Source organism: Pirellula sp. SH-Sr6A (genome assembly GCF_001610875.1).
Lineage (GTDB): Bacteria > Planctomycetota > Planctomycetia > Pirellulales > Pirellulaceae > JBKCUI01.
Genome location: NZ_CP011272.1, coordinates 51,553 through 69,254 on the forward strand (window position 1 = coordinate 51,553; position 17,702 = coordinate 69,254).

Below are 17,702 nucleotides of genomic sequence, written 5' to 3' on the forward strand. Positions count from 1 at the left end.
CGTCCTTGCAACTCATTTGGTAGTATACCGCAAATGGAACGGACAAGGAACGAACTCAACGCATTCGTAAGACTTGAGGTGCGATGAAAGCGGCATATATTCGGCAACCGGGGCCACCTGAAGCCATCGAGTATGGGGAATTGCCACTTCCCGCCTGTGCGGCCGATCAAATTCTGATCCGGGTCGCAGCGGTCTCGGTCAATCCAATCGATACCTACATTCGCGGTGGGGCAAACTATTGGCCACTGCCCAACCCCTTTATTCTCGGCTGCGACTTCGCCGGTACCGTTATAGAGGTTGGACGAGATGTTCGTTCCCATCAAGTCGGCCAGCGGGTTTGGGGCTCCAACCAAGGGCTCCTCGGCAGGCAAGGGACTTTTGCGGAGACGATTGCAATCGATCCCAAGTGGGCTTACTCCACCCCAGAGGGGGCAACGGACCGAGACATGGCGGCAATCGCGTTGGTGGGCATTACCGCCCATCTTGGATTGTTTTCGCGGGCGCAATTAAAGGCAAAAGAGGTCCTCTTCGTACGCGGTGGTACGGGTGGAGTCTCATCGATGGTTCTCCAGATGGCGAAGGCCGTCGGGGCTACCGTCATCACGACGGCGGGCAGTTCGGAAAAGGCCCAACGATGTTTGGAGTTGGGAGCGGACCACGTCATCGAATACAACCGCGAGTCGATCGCAGATCGTCTCAAAGAGTATGCGCCGGACGGGGTGAACGTGTTTTGGGAAACCCTCCGAGAACCGGACTTCGATTTTGCGGTGTCGTCGATGGCACCCAACGCTCGGATGATTCTGATGGCGGGTCGCGATGCGAGACCGCACTTCCCTGTGGGCCCGTTCTACGTGAAGGGTTGTTCGCTCCACGGCTTTGCGATGTTCAAGGAATCCGCCGAATCGCAGGCTGCCTCCGCTGCCGATATCAATCATTGGGTCCGATCCGGAGCGCTTCGCGCGCAGATCGACCGCGTTCTCCCCTTAGAAGAAGCAGCTCAAGCCCATCGATTGCAAGAACAGCACACGGTACAGAAGAGCAGCATTCTCGCTGGAAAGATCGTTCTCGAACCCAACTACTCCCAACATTGAAGGCACGGACAGCGAATGACGCGAAATACGCTTGGTGAAGCACGGACAAAAATCGTCGCAACAGTTGGCCCCGCCTGTGAGGATGAATCGATCCTCGCGGAGCTTGTCAACCACGGAGTTGATATCTTTCGAATCAATGCAGCGCATGGAACACAGGCCGATTACGCGAGGGTTCTCGAAAAGATCGTACGGGTGCGCGAGAAGACCGATTTCCCAGTGGGAGTGCTTCTCGACTTGGCCGGCCCGAAAATTCGACTCGGAACACTCTTCGACCAGGAGCCCCTCGACGTTGAAATCGGGACCGAGGTCACCTTCGTCCGCGGGGAAACTCCTAAGAGCCGGTACGAATTGACTAGCAACTACACGAAGCTGATCGATGAACTGAATCTTGCGGATCGCGTCATGCTCGCCGACGGCATGATTTCGATGCAAGTGATCGAGAAGCAAAAAGATGCTGTCCGCTGCGAAGTGAACGTGCGTGGTACGATCCGTTCGAAGCAGGGGATCAATCTTCCTGGCACATCTCTCTCGGTTTCGTCGATGCGCCCTGAGGACGTAGACAATGCACTCTGGGCTGCCAAGAATCACGTTGACTTCATCAGTTTGTCATTCGTTCGTTCGGCGCAGGATGTTCTCTCCTTGAAGAACTTGCTCGCCTCGATGGATGCCACCGCGCTCGTGATTGCGAAGATCGAGAAGCGAGAAGCGCTGGAACAACTGGAAGAGATCGTCGATGCGGCCGATGGAGTCATGGTCGCTCGTGGCGATTTGGGGGTCGAAATCGATGTCGCCGATACACCGGTCGCTCAAAAGCGGATCATCCAAGTCTGCCGTGAGAAGCTCAAGCCGGTGATAGTCGCGACCCAGATGTTGGAAAGCATGCATCACAACCGCCGCCCCACGCGTGCGGAAGCGAGCGATGTCGCCAATGCGATCCTCGACGGAGCGGACGCCTGCATGCTCAGCGGGGAAACGGCGATCGGTGACTATCCTGTTATCGCGGTCGACACGATGAATAAAATCATGTTGAGCACCGAGAAGCTTCTCAAAACGCAACCAAACGAATCGAAAACGCGATTCTTTAGCCGAGTGCACCCGGTAACGTCTGCGGTGACTCACAACGCGGCGAATATTGCTGAAGCCATCGAAGCCAAGTTGGTGGTTGTCGCCAGCCGATCTGGCGGAACGGCTTGGGTGAAAGCGAAGCAACGGAATTATATTCCAACGCTCGGTGTGAGCGACTCGGATCACACGCTTCGGCGCATGTGTTTGTTCTGGGGCATCATGCCTCACAAAGTGCAGAATTTGGACAATCCAGAGATTCTCATGGATGAGGTTACTGCTTGGGGGGTATCGAGGGGGATTTTGAGTCCCGGTGATCGTGTGGTCTATGTGACGGGCACTGGATTGCTTCACAACACCCACAATTTGCTGGTTGTGCACGAAGTTCCTCCGATCAAATCTTGATCCCGATTCCGTTGACCAGAAGGTAGGAACAACATGTTAAATGCACGCGACGCATTTTTTACCTTGCACCGAAACGGGCTGCTAATCGCTTTTGGCATCGTCGCGTCGTGTGTGCTGGGAGCCACGGCAGAGCGAGGAGCCAAGGCGGACGATTGGGCTGTCGTTCGCGGAAATTCTCAAGGGACTGGGGTTGCAACTGGAAAGCTTCCCAAAGAGCCCAAAGTTCTTTGGGAGTTTAAGACCGAAGACGATCAAGCAGGATTTGAAGGGACGCCGGTCATCGCAGGGGGGAAAGTCTTCCTAGGGGATTTCCAAGGGAACGTGTACGCGCTCGATCTCGCCACGGGCCAAGTCGTGTGGAAAGTCAAAGCGAAGGAAGGGTTCGTGGCCGCAGGGGCTATCCAGGGCGACTATCTCGTCATGGGTGATTTTAGTGCCAACATCTATTGCTATCGCGTTCACGATGGATCCGAGGTTTGGACCGGAGAGTTGGATCAAGCCATCGTGAGCGGAGGCAACTTCGTCGGCGACGAGGTCTTGCTTTCCAGCGACTCGGGATCGCTCTACGCTCTGGACTTGAAGTCCGGCAAGCAGCGGTGGACCTACGCGACGGGTGACCAACTTCGATCGACCGCTAGTCTTTGGAACCAAATTGCGTTGTTGGGTGGCTGCGATAGCAAGTTGCATAAAATCGATATCGCAAAGGGAGAGCCTGTGAGCGAAGGGGAGCCGTTGATGGCCCCGACGTTGAGCACCCCCAATATTATTGGCGACGTGGCCATCGTTCCCACACAACCAGGAGTGGTGTTCGCTATCGACGCGAAAGCAGGAAAGATACTTTGGAGCTATGAGCCAGATGGGGGTGCAAACGCCGACATGCGAGCTTCCTCGGCGACGCTCGCCACTTGGAAAGATGGCACGCTAGAAGGGGTCGTCGTCGTTCCCAGTCGCAACAAGCGATTGATTGGTCTCGATGCGGCCACAGGCAAATTGAAATGGGAAACTGTGTTGCGAAAGCGATCCGACGCATCCCCGGTCATCTGCGACGGACGAGCTTGGATCGGCGGTTCCGACGGGATGGTCTATGCGATCGATATTGAGAGTGGAAAAGAAAGTTGGACGTATCAATTGAGCGGGCAGATCTTGGCTTCCCCCGCTATCGCCGATGGCAAGTTGGTGATTGCGACCGAGAAAGGAGCAATTGTTTGCTTCGGTGAGTGATCGCACCGTTCGCGAATCATTCCAGCAAGATTTCATCATGAAGCAAGTCATCGCCATCATTCGTCCCTACCTAGCGGAAAAACTTCTAGATCATCTCAAACTCGCTCCTCTCGAGGCGTTACAAGTATCCGAGGTGAAGGGGTTTGGCCGACAAAAAAGTTATTTGGATCAGTATTCGTCGACCGAATTCTCCCTCTCCTTCCTCCCCAAGGTCGAGGTTACCCTGTGGGTCGATGACCTGAGATTAGAAGAGGTCCTGGATACCATCGTTCGCTCCACTCGGAGCGGTCGGATGGGGGACGGAAAGATCATGGTCTTGTCGACGGAGGATTGGGCTCCTCCCAGCCGATAACCGAGCTCCATCATGATCTGCAGCCTATGTTCCCTGCTCTGCGACCAACCAGTCCTGCATGACACGTGCCCCCGCCGCCTGCACGAACTCTCCCAATCCACGTCGCCAGCGAGGGATGTGCTGTCTTCATCCCCAGCCTCGTTGAACGCGGTGTTGGGCTCGGCGACTTCGATTCACATCGGAGGCCGGTTTCATTCCGTCGAGACCAGCAGGGCCGCTATCCAACTCGCACGAGCCTATCAAGCTTCGATTGATGGATCCCATCCATCGGGAATGTTCGATGTGACGCAAGCCATCGCCGCCCACGGCGCTTATCTCACAACCTTAGCCGAAGCACGATCCACCAGCGACTGCTTGCTCGTCGTCAACCCGGAAGGGATGTTAGAGCACTTCCCACAACTCCCTGCGGTTCTGAACAAGCATCTATTGGGTGGCGAATCCGGAATGGGTACCGAACACAGTAGTGCACCGAAGTCGGAGGCTTGCGTCATCCTCATCGGGAGTGGCGACGGGGAACATCGGAAGCGCTGGGGCCAGCACTTTTCCAAAGTCCTCGACGGTCCATGCGACTGCGAGTCGCTTCCTCAGGTTCTCACGGGACTCACTAGGCACGAGAAAGACACGGCCACTGGGCTTACGGCAAAAGCCGGGGGGGAGACGCAGGAGGAGTGGATGCAGCAGGTTCGCGGCGCAAAATATCCGGTAGTGATTTGGGGAAGCATCGCGCTGCCGATTCCTGCGATCGACTTGTGGGCAGAACGCATGCAGACGTGGTTTCTACAACATAACGAGCATTCGCGAAGCAGTGGTCTGATGCTGTCACCTCCTGCAAGTGTCTTCCAGCATACGTGTACGTGGCTGACGGGATTTCCTTCACGCCTCGATTTCGCAGCGGGAGTGATGCGTTGGGATCGCGCCGAAGCATCGACCGATCGATGGTTGGAAAGGAATCGAGACAATGAGAACGCCTTATTGATTTGGATTGACGAGTCCTCCGAAAGGGAACCGACCACCGCTTGGGGCGCCAGACCCGATGATCGAATGCAGGTGATTGAATTGGTTACACAGGATCGCGATTCGGATTCTGTGGAACTCGTTCCTGGGCGAAAGCGACTGACTCGACAGCGCATTCCTATTGGACGGCCAGGTGTCGATTATCCGGCTACGGTTCTTCGAGCCGATCAGGTGGTCATGGCGTATCCCGAAGGAGATGCACAGCTTCGGCGCAAGGAATTGTTTCGATGCGATCGCTGGCTACAGAGCATGCTTCCGAAGGAGCCCCGGCAATGATCGTACATCTCAAGAATGGGTATTGCGTCGACGGAGTCGGGCTTTCTGCTCACCAGGATTTGTATTTGATCGATGGTGTGATCCATCGAACGCCACCCGATCGCATTCCAGATTCCATCTTGGACCTAAGTGGTCACGTGGTGATGGCGGGGGGAATCGATATGCACACCCACATCGGGGGTGGAAAAGTCAATTTGGCTCGTTTTCTACTCCCCGATTTGGTAGCGTGGGACACTTCCATGGGTGGGGCGAGGGAACCCGATCGCTGGACGGAGCAGCGTCCCCTCACATCGCCAGTACCACCTGCTAGTGAAATTGGATTGCGGTATCTCGAGATGGGATACACGACCTGTTTCGAACCCGCTGTCCTTCCCGCAAACGCTCGGTATGCCCATCGCGAGATGGCTGATATCCCTTGGTTGGACACGGGCGGCTATTTGATGCTGGGAAACGATCGCCTTCTGCTTGAATGGATGGCGCAGCGTGCTCCGCAATCGCAGATCGATGCTTATGTGGCGACGATGTTACGGCTTCATCAATGCTGTGGAGTCAAGGTGGTCAACGCGGGTGGGATCGAGGCATTCAAATTCAACCAACGGCATTTGAATGTCGATCAAAAGGCCGCACACTATCCCATCACACCCCGGGATATTTTGTTGACGCTGGCTCGGGCTGTCGATGGTATTGGCCTACCGCATCCGCTCCATGTGCACTGCAGTAATCTGGGTATGGCAGGCAATATCGAATCCACGATGCAGACACTCGAAGCTGTCGAAGGGCATCGCATACACCTCACCCACGCTCAATACCATTGCTATGGAAAGAATGGACCGCACGGGTACAGTTCCGAAGCCTCGCTTCTAGCCGAATATGTCAATTGGCATCCCCACGTCACGATCGATATCGGCCAAGTCTTGTTCGGCCAAACCGTTACTCTTTCCGGAGACACGATGCACCAGCATCTCAACCGGACATTGGCTCGACCGCGTAAGGTGATCTTCCAAGATGCCGAATGCCAAGCTGGCTGTGGTGTTGTTCCCTTTCGATACCGACATGATCAGTATGTTCACGGACTGCAGTGGACCATCGGCCTGGAGCTCTGTTTGCGGATCCTGGACCCTTCGCGAGTCTTTCTCACGACCGACCATCCGAATGGCGGTCCATTCACCGCCTACCCGCACTTGATAAAACTCTTGTCCAATTACGATTACCGGATGTCGATCTTCGAGCAATTGCATCCCGATGTCCGGGCGACGAGCTCTCTGCCTTCGCTCAAACGGGAGTATTCGCTGGAAGAGATCGCAATGATGACACGTGCAGGCCCCGCTCGCATTCTCGGGCTTGCAGACCGAGGTACATTGGAAGACGGCATGCTAGCGGATATCGCGGTCTACGAAATGCAATCCGACCGGGCGGCCATGTTCAGTTCCCCAACTTACGTCTTTCGAAGGGGATTACAAGTGCTTGCACGTGATCGGCAGGTGGTAGTGCAAACGGGAACAGTTTTAAAGCAAACAGTCGTAGCGCCACTGGAGGTAGACACCCACTACCGAGACTTGATCGATCGCGCGTACTTATCCAGTTACGGCTACTCTCCCTCGTTTGTTGGAATCTCGACCGACGAACTGCGAGGAGAGTACAACGATGTCGTGGGTGTTGAACGTCGATCTCCTTGAATAGGGACTGGTCACGTAAGTCGGTCTAGCTCGGGATGGTGTGCATTCCCGAGTTGGTCGATCGGCGTTTAACGGTCCGCTTTATGCATCCACGCAGCCGAAATACAATCGCAGGCGTCGCATGGTGTTGGAGTCGGCAGGACGGCTCCAACCAGGTCTCGGAATGGGAATATGTGCGCGATTCGTTTGACGAAGTGATGAGCACGACCTGGGAGTACACCTTGGCAAAAGTGATACCATTGCCAGATCGAGCCATTCGCACGATCCGCTAGGGTTTAAGATCCTTTTGTTGCTTAAGGATTTCCTGGAGTGCAGCCACTTGTTCGGGATGTTCCGCGAAGAGGTTTTTCCGTTGCCCCAGATCGTCTCGAAGGTTGTAGAGTTCTCCCGCATGTGGGTTCGGCTCAAATCCCATTTGCTTGGTGTACCAATCAGGGACTTTGCTGATACCACCTGACTTTGCGTCGATCAGCACCCAGTGCTCATGCCGGACCGCGTAGCCATTCGGATTGGTGTTATGGACTATGGTGGAACGTTTCGAGGGAGACTTGCCGGACAGGAACTTCCACTGGTCGATGCTATCTGAAGCAGATCCCTCAGGTATGGATGCGTCGACGATCCTGGCGATGCTCGCATAAAAATCGACTTGGCTCATCAATCCGTCTTGGACCATCCCAGCTGGAATTTTGCCTTTCCATCGCGCGATGGTCGGCACGCGATGCCCTCCTTCCCAAAGGTCTCGCTTGAGGCCGCGAAGTGGACCTGCACTTCGGTGACCAAATTTGCGGACTCGTTCGTACGCGTAATGTTCGGGGCCATTGTCCGCGCTAAAGAGGATCAACGTGTTGTCGAGTAGTCCCTTCTTTTCTAACGCTTCGATCACCCGTCCCACGGAGGCATCTGTCTGGGAAACGTAATCACCGTACCCACCGGCATTCGACGTTCCTTGAAAGGATTCCGTCGGAATAATCGGGGCGTGAGGAGAGGTGAAGGCGAAGTAAAGAAAGAACGGTTCGTCTCGCGATTGCCGATCGATCCACTCCTCCGCTTTCTTCGTAATCGTGGGCATGACAGCAAAGAAATCCCAATCTTTGACCGAGGGACCGGGACGGGCCTCCCAGTTGCCTTCGAGCGTGGAAGCGGTGATGTCGAGTGAAACAGTCGGAGGGGTAATGACTCGATCGTTCTCAAACCACGCATAGGGCGGGAAGTTCGGAACGTCGTCTCCAAAGTAGTAGTCAAAGCCGTGCGACAACGGGCCACCGGGGATCGGTTGCGACCAATCGAAATCCTCGGACCAATATTCCACTTTTCCGGAATCGGGGTTTGAGCGAGGTTTCACACTTGGCTTCTGGATCGCATTCCAATCCCACCCAAGGTGCCATTTCCCGATACATGCTGTCTTGTAGCCTTTGGTTTTCAGTAACTCGGGAAGCGTCGTGGCATCCGCATCGACCACGCTTGCATCGAACGAATTGACGATCCCATGAAATTTGCGCCAGTGATAACGACCTTGCAGCAACGCATAGCGACTGGGGGTACAAATCCCGGACGAACTGTGGCAATCGGTAAAGCGCGTCCCTTCCGATGCGAGTCGATCCAGGTTGGGTGTTGGAATTTTCGAGTCTGGATTTTGGCAATGAAGATCGCCAAAGCCCATGTCGTCCGCGTAAAGGATGACGATATTGGGAAGCTTGCTCTCTGTTGCGTACGTCGGGCTACTCTCCGGGGCAGCTAAAGAGAAGAAGCTGGTGAGCGCGAATAGGGATACCAAGGGCGACCACTTCAACATGTTCGGTTACCTCATTTATGTCGTCGAATCGGCTGTGATCGGAAGGGGTTCGAGTATACTCTAATCCCTCTGCGAAGACCCCATCCCCATTCCCCCCTCCTAGAATCGCTATGAAAACAACCTCTCGATCTCGTGCAAGCGGATTTGGAACTCTTCTTTCGCTGCCTTTTATCGCATGGGCGATCGCCATGAGTCCGTGCAATGCTCAACCCTTCTTCTTAGGCGGGTACGGCGACGGGATTTACAGTAGCCACCTTCATCAGGATGGTTCGATGGATGCCCCCAAGCTATTGGCGAAGCAGACCAACGCTTCGTTCTTCTGCTTGCATCCACGATTGCCAATGATGTATGCCGTGACGGAGACCATGCGGGACGATCCCAACCACCCCGCGGCGGTTGTCGCTTATCGATTTGATGCGAATGCTATGCACGAAAAGCGGCTACCGGTCTTCGAGGAAGTGAATCGTCAAAGGATCGATGGCGACATCCCTTGCCATGTCACCACCGATAGTCAAGGACGCTACTTGGTCATTGCCAACTACACGAATGGATCTGTCGTCGTCTTTCCGATTCAAAATGATGGATCGATAGGCAAAGAGAGTTGCAACGTCGTGCACACGGTCGTTGAGGGAAAGAAGCGATCGAACGGCCATTGCAGTGCCTTTTCGCCTGACGATCGTTTCGTACTGGTTTGTGATTTGGGCCTTGATCGAGTATTTGTATACGAGATGGACTACGAAACAGGCAAACTCAAACCCGGTGCTTTTCCGTTTCTTGAGTTGCCAGCGGGAGCAGGTCCCAGGCACTTGAGTTTTCATCCGGATGGCAATCGCGTTTTCATCATCAACGAAACCAACCTGACGATGACATCTGCCGATTGGGATGCGGCTAATGGACGCCTGAAGGCGATTCATCACGAGCCAACGGTACCTGAGGGGGTGGATCGCAAAGGTTTTTCGACGGCCGAGGTTCTTGTGCATCCATCGGGGAGGTATGTATACGGTAGCAATCGGGGCCATGACACGATTGCCGTGATGAAATTGGATCGTGATTCGGGACGGATCGAACGGATAGCCACCGTCCCAACTCTTGGTAAGACGCCAAGAAACTTCCGATTCGATCCAACAGGCAAATGGTTGTTGGCTGAGAACCAGACCAGTGACACGATCTACACATTTGCCGTGGACTCAGAGTCCGGGCACTTGACTCCGACGCAGAAGAAAGTGGAGGTGAAAGCCCCTGCTTGCATTCGATTTCTGTCCGCGAATCCCACCAAGTAGGTCACACTTCGGTGGATCGTCAGAATCCGCTAGGGGCGAGTAGATGGGGAGTTCGGCGTTTCTCCGATGTTCCTTAGGTAGTTCGCGATCGCGTCATCGCATTGCGACTTCAAGGATTCCGGGGAGTCCGAATTCATAGCGATTTCGCAGAGTTCCGGCAAAATGGCGTAATGGCTATCGATGGCTTGTTGTTGAACAATGGGCCAAAAAACCTTTGCCAACTCTGCATGGGCGGTGGACCATTCGTCCCAGTGGCAATTGGAGTCCACACCGGGGGCTTCCAGGAGTGTTTGGAGGATGGACGGAGGACGCTGTTCCGATTCTGCCCCTGCGGTGACTTGAAGAATATCCCATCGCGGATTGGATGTGGGGGCTGTCAGGTGCTGGAGCACCGGTTTGGTGACCCGGGAGCTCGCGGTTCCCAGCGCTGTTGCCGAAAGTCGGATTTTGGTCCCCGGAATACGGCGGTAGGAAAAGGTTCTCGTTTGGAAGGTTTGGGGGGAGAATTCCGTGCCGGTGATTTGGGTCCCCACCAATAAATAGAGGGAAAGGAAGAGCAAACCCACTATAAAGATCAAAATGGCGGAGACTGAAAGGAGCCGCTTGGTACCGGCAGGGGCTTTTGGCGACGTTTTCGATTGCAAATTCATGGCCACTCCGATCTTTCCGTGCGATCGCATCGGGTCTGGATCCCAAACCGGTTTGAGCGGTATCTTACGGGAGTGGACGGGAGGCCTCCAGTCCACGGTCGTGGAAAGGCAGCCAGTAGATCGGTCCCAGGAGAGTGGATATGAGAGCGCGAATGGATAGAAAGGGAACGATCGTCCCCAGCTATTCCCTGCCATTCTTGACGGCCCAGCGCGACCTCCTGGGGAGACACCGCGACATCGAAGCGGAAGTTAGCCATCGTCGCAGTTCCATTCGATACCGATCCCTCGCCTTCAAGAGAGAAGGCCGGTTCGATGCGGGTGTGCCGAGCTTGGTACAGGCTCAATCGGCCAGGGAGAATTCTTCGGATACTGGGGTGCATGCGGCGGGGTCTCAGCCCATTTCGTTGAGCAAACAAGCCGTTTTGGAGGCGATACTGTTTATTTCTAAAGAGCCGCTTTCGGCTCGCAAACTCGCGATGTTGGCGGAGTTGACCGATCCGACGGAAGCGAGAACATTAGCCAAGTCCTTGAACGAGCAGTACGACCAGCAGGACTACTCCTTTCGCATTGAGGAGGTTGCTGGGGGATTGCAATTGCTGACCCGTCCCCAGTTCGCACGTTGGATCCGTCGATTGGAGCTTGCGCCTGGCGAAGTTTTGCTCAGTCAGGGGATGCTGGAAACCCTTTCGATCATCGCGTATCGGCAACCGGTGGAGCGTGCGGAGATCGAGGCAATTCGGGGGGTTAGCTCCGATGAGGTCCTGCGACAATTGATGCAACGGGATCTGGTTCGCATTGCAGGCAGGTTAGAGGATCTCGGTAGGCCCTACCTATACGGGACAACACGCAAATTTTTACAGGTGTTTGGGCTTCAATCCTTGGAATATCTTCCGAGGGCGCAAAAGATTCGCGAAGCGGAAGCCGAAATTGCATCAAGACTTGCGGACCAGACGCCAACTGCTCAAGATATGGCCCCTCAGCGAGCCGAGGAGTAGCGACTCCCTCCCAAAACAGGTCGGAAAAAGTATCAACTTTTCCGTCCTCTGGGTCAGTGTTCAACCCCCGAATGCCCGCTAAGATAGTCCTACTTGTTTGCGAAGAGAACCTCACGTACGACGGATAGATTAAGGAGTTCACCTGTGAAGATGACGCTAACCGCACGAGAGTTGTCAACGATGTCAACATCCGAGCAGTTAACCTGGGAATTCGCATCTTGGTCCCCCAGTGGCCAAACATTCGTCATGTCTGACGAAGATGAAGATTTCGAGGACGAAGACGAGCTTGAAGACGAAGAAGACGACGACTTCGAAGACGAGGAAGATGAGGAGTTCGACGACGAGGATGATCTCGACGACGAAGATGATCTCGATGATGAAGAAGAGGAAGACGAAGACGACCTAGAAGACGAAGAGTGGGAAGAGGTCGAAGAAGACGAGGACGACGAAGAAGACGAGGAGTCTGACGAGGAAGAAGACGAAGAGGATGATTGGGACGACGAGGACGACGATTGGGATGACGATGACGATGACGACGACGAAGAAGAAGAAGAAGAAGACGAAGAAGAAGAGTGGGATTGATCTCGTCGCTCTTTAAAAGTTCTAGGGCGGTGCACCCGATTGTTTGGGGAGCCGCCCTTATGTTTTCGCATTCTGCTTGTCGAGGGAATGGTTACAGTCGTTCGATCAGGGGCCCTTTCCTCCCTGGAGTCCTTGCTATACTTCTGGAAAAGGGTTCTGCTGAACTCTTGATCCCCCTCCGCGACAAGCCATCGATCTGCTAGTCAAACCATGCCAAACGCAACATGTTTTCTCCTTGCGTACGCGTTGGTTCTGTTGCTTGAGTTTGCACGTTGGCGACCGCTTTCGAGCGTGTGGGACCAGCGGTTGCGCATCTCGCTAGTGGTAGCAGTGGGCGTGGCATTATTCACGCACACGCTTTATCTCCTTGAACGGGCATTGATCGGCTATCGAGCCGAAACCAGCTGGACTGCTATTTCGTGGCACGATTGGGCGGTACTTGCCAGCTGGGCTTTGGGCGCGACGTATTCATTTTTGCTGTTAAGACGTGGAAATAGCCGCATCGGGATCTTCGTCCTACCGATCGTCTTGTTGCTTGTGGGGGGAGCGATCGCTCTTCCTCCTGAAGTTGGGGTTCCACCCGATTCTGCCGCGTCGGCTTGGCGATTCGCCCACGGGCTCGGTATGGCTGCCGGAACGGTTCTGGTTTCGCTCGGTTTTTCGATGGGTGTGATGTACTTCCTCCACTCCTCTCGCCTCAAAAGCAAACGACCGCTCCAATCCCGATTTCCTCTCCCTTCTCTGGAATATTTGCGGTCTTCTGGACGAGTCTGTTTGGTCGGTAGCGCCGCCTCGATCGGATTTGGGATGGTGTCTGGCGTGATTATGAATCTGACCCAAGACGGGAGGGTGGAATGGCTCGATCGCGGAATCCTCTTCTCGGCAGGTTTGTTTGTTTGGCTCGTTATCGCTTCCCTTGCGCAGTGGCTATTGGCTCGGCGCGGATCGGGGCACGCGATCGCCTGGATGAATGTGCTGTCTTTTCTCATCGTCGCCATCGCGGTGTTGCTCGTGTTGAGTACACCCCACGGTGGCAATCAGCCTGGAGTTCGCCCAGAGGAAAGTCGACCGAATCCCACCTTGCAACCTGGTGAGGTTCCATGAAGATTCGAATGATCGGCTGCAGCCATCACTCGACGCCGGTGGAAATTCGCGAGCGATTCTCTTTCACCGAGCAGCAAAGTGACGCCGCCCTGAACCTTCTCAAGGACCAGTACGCCGACTGCGAGACGGTTCTTTTGAGTACCTGCAACCGCGTCGAACTTTACGTGGGTGCATCGAGCGACGCGGCGTTGCCAACCACCGAGCAACTCGTGGAATTCGTCGTGCAATTTCACGGACTCCCTTTAGAGTCCCATCGCGATTACTTTTTACAACTCGATGGAGAGCAAGCGATGGAACACTTGTTTTCTGTCGCGAGCAGTCTCGATTCGCTCATCGTGGGCGAATCGCAAATCGCCTCCCAAGTCCATGAGGCTTACGAGAGAGCGGTGTTGAAAGGTTTTGCAGGGCCAGCCCTCCACACCGCCTTTCAACATGCGAACCAGGTTGCCAAGCGAGTCACCAATGAAACGGAGATTCATCGACGGAGGATCAGTGTACCGAGCGTCGCAGTAAGCGAAGTGGCATCGGAATTCTTTGAGCGATTCGACGACAAACATGTCGTTCTCATCGGAAGCGGTGAGATGGGGCGAGAGACGCTGATCTACCTTCGCAACGCGGGCGCGTCGCATGTTTCCATCGTCAATCGATCGCTGGAGAACGCCGAAAAACTCGCGTCGGAATTCGGCGTTCGCGCGTTCCCATGGAGCGATCTCGAGAAGCAGATCGCGAGTGCGGATTTAATCGTCAGCACGACCGGGGCAACCGAGCCGATCGTCACAGAAAGCAGCTTCCGAAAGATGCTCGACGCGCGAAGCAAAGGGACATTGCTCATTCTCGATCTGGCTGTCCCTCGGGATTTCGAACCCTCCATCGGGAGGCTTCCGGATGTCTATCTCTACTCCGTCGATGATCTTCAAGCGGTTTGTGACAGGAATCGCAATTTGCGCGAGCAGCAGGTTCCCCGCGCGAAGCGAATTATTGTCGAAGAAGTCGATCGCATCATGTCCGATTGGCAACACCGCGCGTCAGGGGATACGATTCGGGCTCTTCGGGAGCGAGCCGCCCAAATTCGGGAGTCGGAACTAGCCCGCTTGCTCGCCAAACAACCGATGCAATCGATCACCCCGGACATGCAGCAAGAAATCAACCACGCTTTCGATCGACTCGTTAACAAGCTGCTGCATCAACCCTTGCAGTCGATCCGAGAAGTCTCCCACGTCGAGCAACGAGACTCCCTTGTCTCCGCGCTCCGAAAGCTCTTTCAAATTCGGTGAGGAACCGGCGCATCCCGCTATCGTGACGACACGATCTCCGTCGTGTGTCCTTTTCGTTTCGATAATTTCAGTTTTGCAGCCAAGAAGTCCGCGACTACATCGGACTCGCGTCGCGAGGACAAAACCGAAAGCATGATCACTCTCTTGGATTGACCACGAATGGTCAGAACAACGTCCCAGCGTTCTCCTGCCGTGTTGTGAACCACTTGATGGCTCCCGATCTGGCACTCATCAGAGGAAGGGCAGGTACCACGAGACCGAAAACCAAAGACCCCTGACTCGAATTGAATTTGGAAATGCGGACGCCCCTGCAGTGCAGCGAGTTTTCGCTTATCTTGGTTTTGCGGTCTCGGGTGGGGGATAAATCGGAGGTGGCAGCGCCACGTGCACAAATCGTAAAGACCATAAAGCCCCATCGCCAGGAAGACACCGGGGAAGACTGCGACGAACAATGCGGTGTTCCAGGGGCGAATGGCGAGCAGGATCCAAACAACCGGCCCCAAGCAGATGGCGGAGAACAAAAGCAAACCCAGAAAGTAAGATTGCCTCCAATGCGAAAAGGTCCATTGGATTTCGCCATCGGTCGAGACCTTTTCTCGCATGTGATACCGTGCAACGACTTGTTCGGGATCGACGCGGTCGATGAACGGTTCGACGAGAGAGTCGTCAGGTTGGTAGTGCAGCTGGCTTTCCGAGGTTCGGAAAACAGGGACGATAAACGAGGATTGCATCCCTGGCAGGCTATCTTTTGTACTCGCCGATAGCTCCCAATATACGGGCTGCTGGGATACGAAATCGGTCTGCACGCAGGAATAAGGGATTGTGAAGGAAAAAGGGACGGCTGTCGTCCCCAATCGGGGGGCTTGAAGGGTTTGTGAAAGATGCAAAGTCTCACTCCAAATGGTCTCCGTGTAGCTCTGCGTCTTCGTCTGACCATTCTTTCGCGTTCGACTTTGCTTCGATTTCGTGCATCGCAGCGTAATCGCGTAGACGGTGCCTTCGGGGAAGACGTCGTGCAGGATTACTGCACCACTCAATGGGCCTCCGATGATTCCCGGCACATCCGCCAACTTCAGTTCCGCGGTATTCCACTTCCTACCCATCCAGAACATACGAACGACCAACAACCATAGGACAGTCGCGGCAATAGCGATTCCGTAACTGACATTGGTCGCTCTGCCAATCGCGAACGGCCAAGCAATCAGTAGCAAGGCGAGGAAAAGTACTCCTCCGACTCTCCACCCTACTCGATTGCTTAGAACGATGTGTTTGCGAGCCCAGTCGCTGCGAGCGAGCCACGGTTTGTCGGGATTCCTCCGAAGTCCCTCGCGAACGCTTTCCGTACTTAGCCACCACTGAGGAAACAAGAGGAGAACGATAGCCAAGAAGACTGGCCACGCAACCATATAGAAAGTGTTGGCAAATGCAGGCCAGTCAATTGCCTGCCCGTGAAGACCACCGACGAAATGGTTTTGAAGGGGTGGCCATTGTGTATAGGCCCAGTACAAAAATGGGACGGATAAGAACTGGATGCACCTGCCGATCAATATAGATGGCCAGGCGTGAGGATAACGTTGGTAATCAGATTCCATAGTCGTTGAAAAGGGCTTCAAGAATCCATTGTCGAACCCTGGTAGATCCGTGAAAAACAAAAGGAAGGAACGGGATTCGATTATGGTATGGGTTGGACAGTCGAAGGTTGGCTTGTAACCCAATTCTCGTCAAAGGCCACGTACTTCATGCTCTTTCCTTCTGGAACAAAGTAGCTGTAGACCGCGTGAATCGTTCCGTCTTTCCCTTGGATGATCGCGGGGTAGTGGAACGAGTTGCCAGGCAAATCTTCGAGATGCTTGGTCCATCGCCAGCTCTTTCCCTCATCCTCGGAAATGGAAACAGCCAAACGATGTCGGCCCTCGAGTGTATCGTTGTAAATGAGGACCCAATGCCCATTTTGCAATCGAACCACATCGAGACCGGATCCGGGATTTGGGAGGTCCGAGGAGAATGCATCGGTCCACGTTTCCCCTTGGTCACGCGATTCGCAGATGCGGATTTTGCCAGTGAATCCATTCTCCCGCATGTAGGCGACCAAAGATCCATCCCTTCGTTCCAGGACGGCCGGTTGTATGTTGCCATATCCAATCAGTGGTCCGCTAGCTCGCCAAGTTTGTCCGCCATCATCGCTGATCGCCATCAGGGATATCGAAAAGGTATCGGTATAAAGGGGCAGAAGTATGCGTCCGGAGCGGAGCACGGTCGGTTTGCAGCGCGGTTGCCAACCCAAGCGTTGATAAAGCTTGTCGCTTAATCTCGCCTTCACCAAATCGACTCCAGCCTGTTGCTTGGCATCCAGTTGAATTCGGTTGTTCTGGAGAAATGCATCCAGTTTCCCAAGAACTTCGGGGCCAAAGTCCATGGGTTTTAAAAACATGGTCTCTCGCCGTTTCCAACGAGGAGAACCGGAACCGGAATAATCCGAGGATACGGCGACTTGCGTCAAGCAGGATTCCCATGTGTTGGCGAGGATCACCGGCCAAAACAAAAACAGTTGGCCATTCGGATCCACCATCATGCAAGTATTGCAATCGGGTAGGTCGGGAGTGTCGACCATCAAGAAGGGCTCCGACCATTTGTCTTCGTCTGGCTTCTTTCGACTCCCAAGCACCCTAACGTCATCGGCCTTCCTCTCCCCGGAACCCCGATACCAGGATACAAGCAACTCCCCGTTGGGCAATTCGACGATCCCAGGTGCATGGTTGTGTTGCGCATTGAGAGGAAAGACGAGCTCCGCTCTTTGTTCTTCTGCGCAGCAGCATTCGGGTGTTGAGATTGCAACGGTTGCGACGAGGCACAACGCGAAAAAGAGATGGGAATGCTTCATGATCCATGTGTGGGAGTGGATTTGGGGAGGTCGGAATATTTTCAGTC

Annotated in this window: 16 protein-coding genes; 12 read left to right on the plus strand and 4 right to left on the minus strand. The window is 54.5% G+C overall.

Annotated features, from left to right (window positions below; translation table 11 throughout):
• Positions 1-83: 83 nt before the first annotated feature.
• The 7 genes from VN12_RS00210 to VN12_RS00240 all read left to right on the plus strand — a co-directional run bounded on the left by VN12_RS00210 (position 84) and on the right by VN12_RS00240 (position 7,369).
• A complete protein-coding gene (locus VN12_RS00210) occupies positions 84-1,091 on the plus strand; it encodes an NADPH:quinone reductase (RefSeq protein ID WP_146674937.1) in 1,008 nt (335 codons plus the stop codon).
• A gap of 15 nt (positions 1,092-1,106) precedes the next feature.
• The gene (pyk, locus tag VN12_RS00215; RefSeq protein ID WP_146674938.1) at positions 1,107-2,558 is read left to right on the plus strand and encodes a pyruvate kinase; all 1,452 of its coding nucleotides are present in this window, start codon (positions 1,107-1,109) and stop codon (positions 2,556-2,558) included.
• Positions 2,559-2,591: 33 nt separating this feature from the next.
• A complete protein-coding gene (locus tag VN12_RS00220) occupies positions 2,592-3,779 on the plus strand; it encodes a PQQ-binding-like beta-propeller repeat protein (protein WP_146674939.1) in 1,188 nt (395 codons plus the stop codon).
• Positions 3,772-4,131, plus strand: coding sequence for a P-II family nitrogen regulator (locus VN12_RS00225; RefSeq protein ID WP_240491272.1), 360 nt, complete (start codon positions 3,772-3,774; stop codon positions 4,129-4,131). Before VN12_RS00220 ends, VN12_RS00225 begins: the two co-directional genes overlap by 8 nt.
• 12 nt (positions 4,132-4,143) lie before the next feature.
• A complete protein-coding gene (locus VN12_RS00230; protein ID WP_146674940.1) occupies positions 4,144-5,421 on the plus strand; it encodes a hypothetical protein in 1,278 nt (425 codons plus the stop codon).
• Positions 5,418-7,097, plus strand: a complete 1,680-nt coding sequence (locus tag VN12_RS00235) for a formylmethanofuran dehydrogenase subunit A (protein ID WP_168164106.1) — start codon at positions 5,418-5,420, stop codon at positions 7,095-7,097. Before VN12_RS00230 ends, VN12_RS00235 begins: the two co-directional genes overlap by 4 nt.
• A gap of 83 nt (positions 7,098-7,180) precedes the next feature.
• Positions 7,181-7,369 (plus strand): hypothetical protein, encoded by a 189-nt coding sequence (locus tag VN12_RS00240; protein WP_146674942.1) that lies wholly within the window; start codon positions 7,181-7,183, stop codon positions 7,367-7,369.
• On the opposite strand, the gene VN12_RS00245 is transcribed toward VN12_RS00240, so the two are convergent.
• A complete protein-coding gene (locus VN12_RS00245) occupies positions 7,366-8,889 on the minus strand; it encodes a sulfatase family protein (RefSeq protein WP_146674943.1) in 1,524 nt (507 codons plus the stop codon). The genes VN12_RS00240 and VN12_RS00245 overlap by 4 nt on opposite strands.
• A gap of 110 nt (positions 8,890-8,999) precedes the next feature.
• Here VN12_RS00245 and VN12_RS00250 point away from each other — a divergent pair, with 110 nt between their 5' ends.
• Positions 9,000-10,169 carry a lactonase family protein gene (locus tag VN12_RS00250; RefSeq protein WP_146674944.1) on the plus strand — a complete coding sequence of 390 codons (1,170 nt, stop codon included), beginning with the start codon at positions 9,000-9,002 and terminating at the stop codon, positions 10,167-10,169.
• A gap of 29 nt (positions 10,170-10,198) precedes the next feature.
• Here VN12_RS00250 and VN12_RS00255 read toward each other — a convergent pair whose 3' ends face one another.
• A complete protein-coding gene (locus VN12_RS00255; RefSeq protein WP_146674945.1) occupies positions 10,199-10,819 on the minus strand; it encodes a hypothetical protein in 621 nt (206 codons plus the stop codon).
• Positions 10,820-10,959: 140 nt separating this feature from the next.
• Here VN12_RS00255 and scpB point away from each other — a divergent pair, with 140 nt between their 5' ends.
• The 4 genes from scpB (at position 10,960) to hemA (ending at position 14,774) form a co-directional block, all read left to right on the plus strand.
• Entirely contained in the window at positions 10,960-11,814 is an 855-nt protein-coding gene (scpB, locus tag VN12_RS00260; RefSeq protein WP_240491273.1) for an SMC-Scp complex subunit ScpB, read from the plus strand.
• 180 nt (positions 11,815-11,994) lie between these two features.
• Positions 11,995-12,396, plus strand: coding sequence for a hypothetical protein (locus tag VN12_RS26145; RefSeq protein ID WP_205855156.1), 402 nt, complete (start codon positions 11,995-11,997; stop codon positions 12,394-12,396).
• Between the two features lie 210 nt (positions 12,397-12,606).
• Positions 12,607-13,500, plus strand: a complete 894-nt coding sequence (locus tag VN12_RS00270) for a hypothetical protein (RefSeq protein ID WP_146674946.1) — start codon at positions 12,607-12,609, stop codon at positions 13,498-13,500.
• Positions 13,497-14,774, plus strand: coding sequence for a glutamyl-tRNA reductase (gene hemA / locus VN12_RS00275; RefSeq protein ID WP_146674947.1), 1,278 nt, complete (start codon positions 13,497-13,499; stop codon positions 14,772-14,774). The genes VN12_RS00270 and hemA overlap by 4 nt, the downstream gene beginning before the upstream one ends.
• A gap of 17 nt (positions 14,775-14,791) precedes the next feature.
• Here hemA and VN12_RS00280 read toward each other — a convergent pair whose 3' ends face one another.
• Positions 14,792-16,366 carry a UbiA family prenyltransferase gene (locus VN12_RS00280; RefSeq protein ID WP_146674948.1) on the minus strand — a complete coding sequence of 525 codons (1,575 nt, stop codon included), beginning with the start codon at positions 16,364-16,366 and terminating at the stop codon, positions 14,792-14,794.
• Positions 16,367-16,446: 80 nt separating this feature from the next.
• Positions 16,447-17,655, minus strand: a complete 1,209-nt coding sequence (locus VN12_RS00285) for a sialidase family protein (protein ID WP_146674949.1) — start codon at positions 17,653-17,655, stop codon at positions 16,447-16,449.
• Positions 17,656-17,702 lie beyond the last annotated feature (47 nt).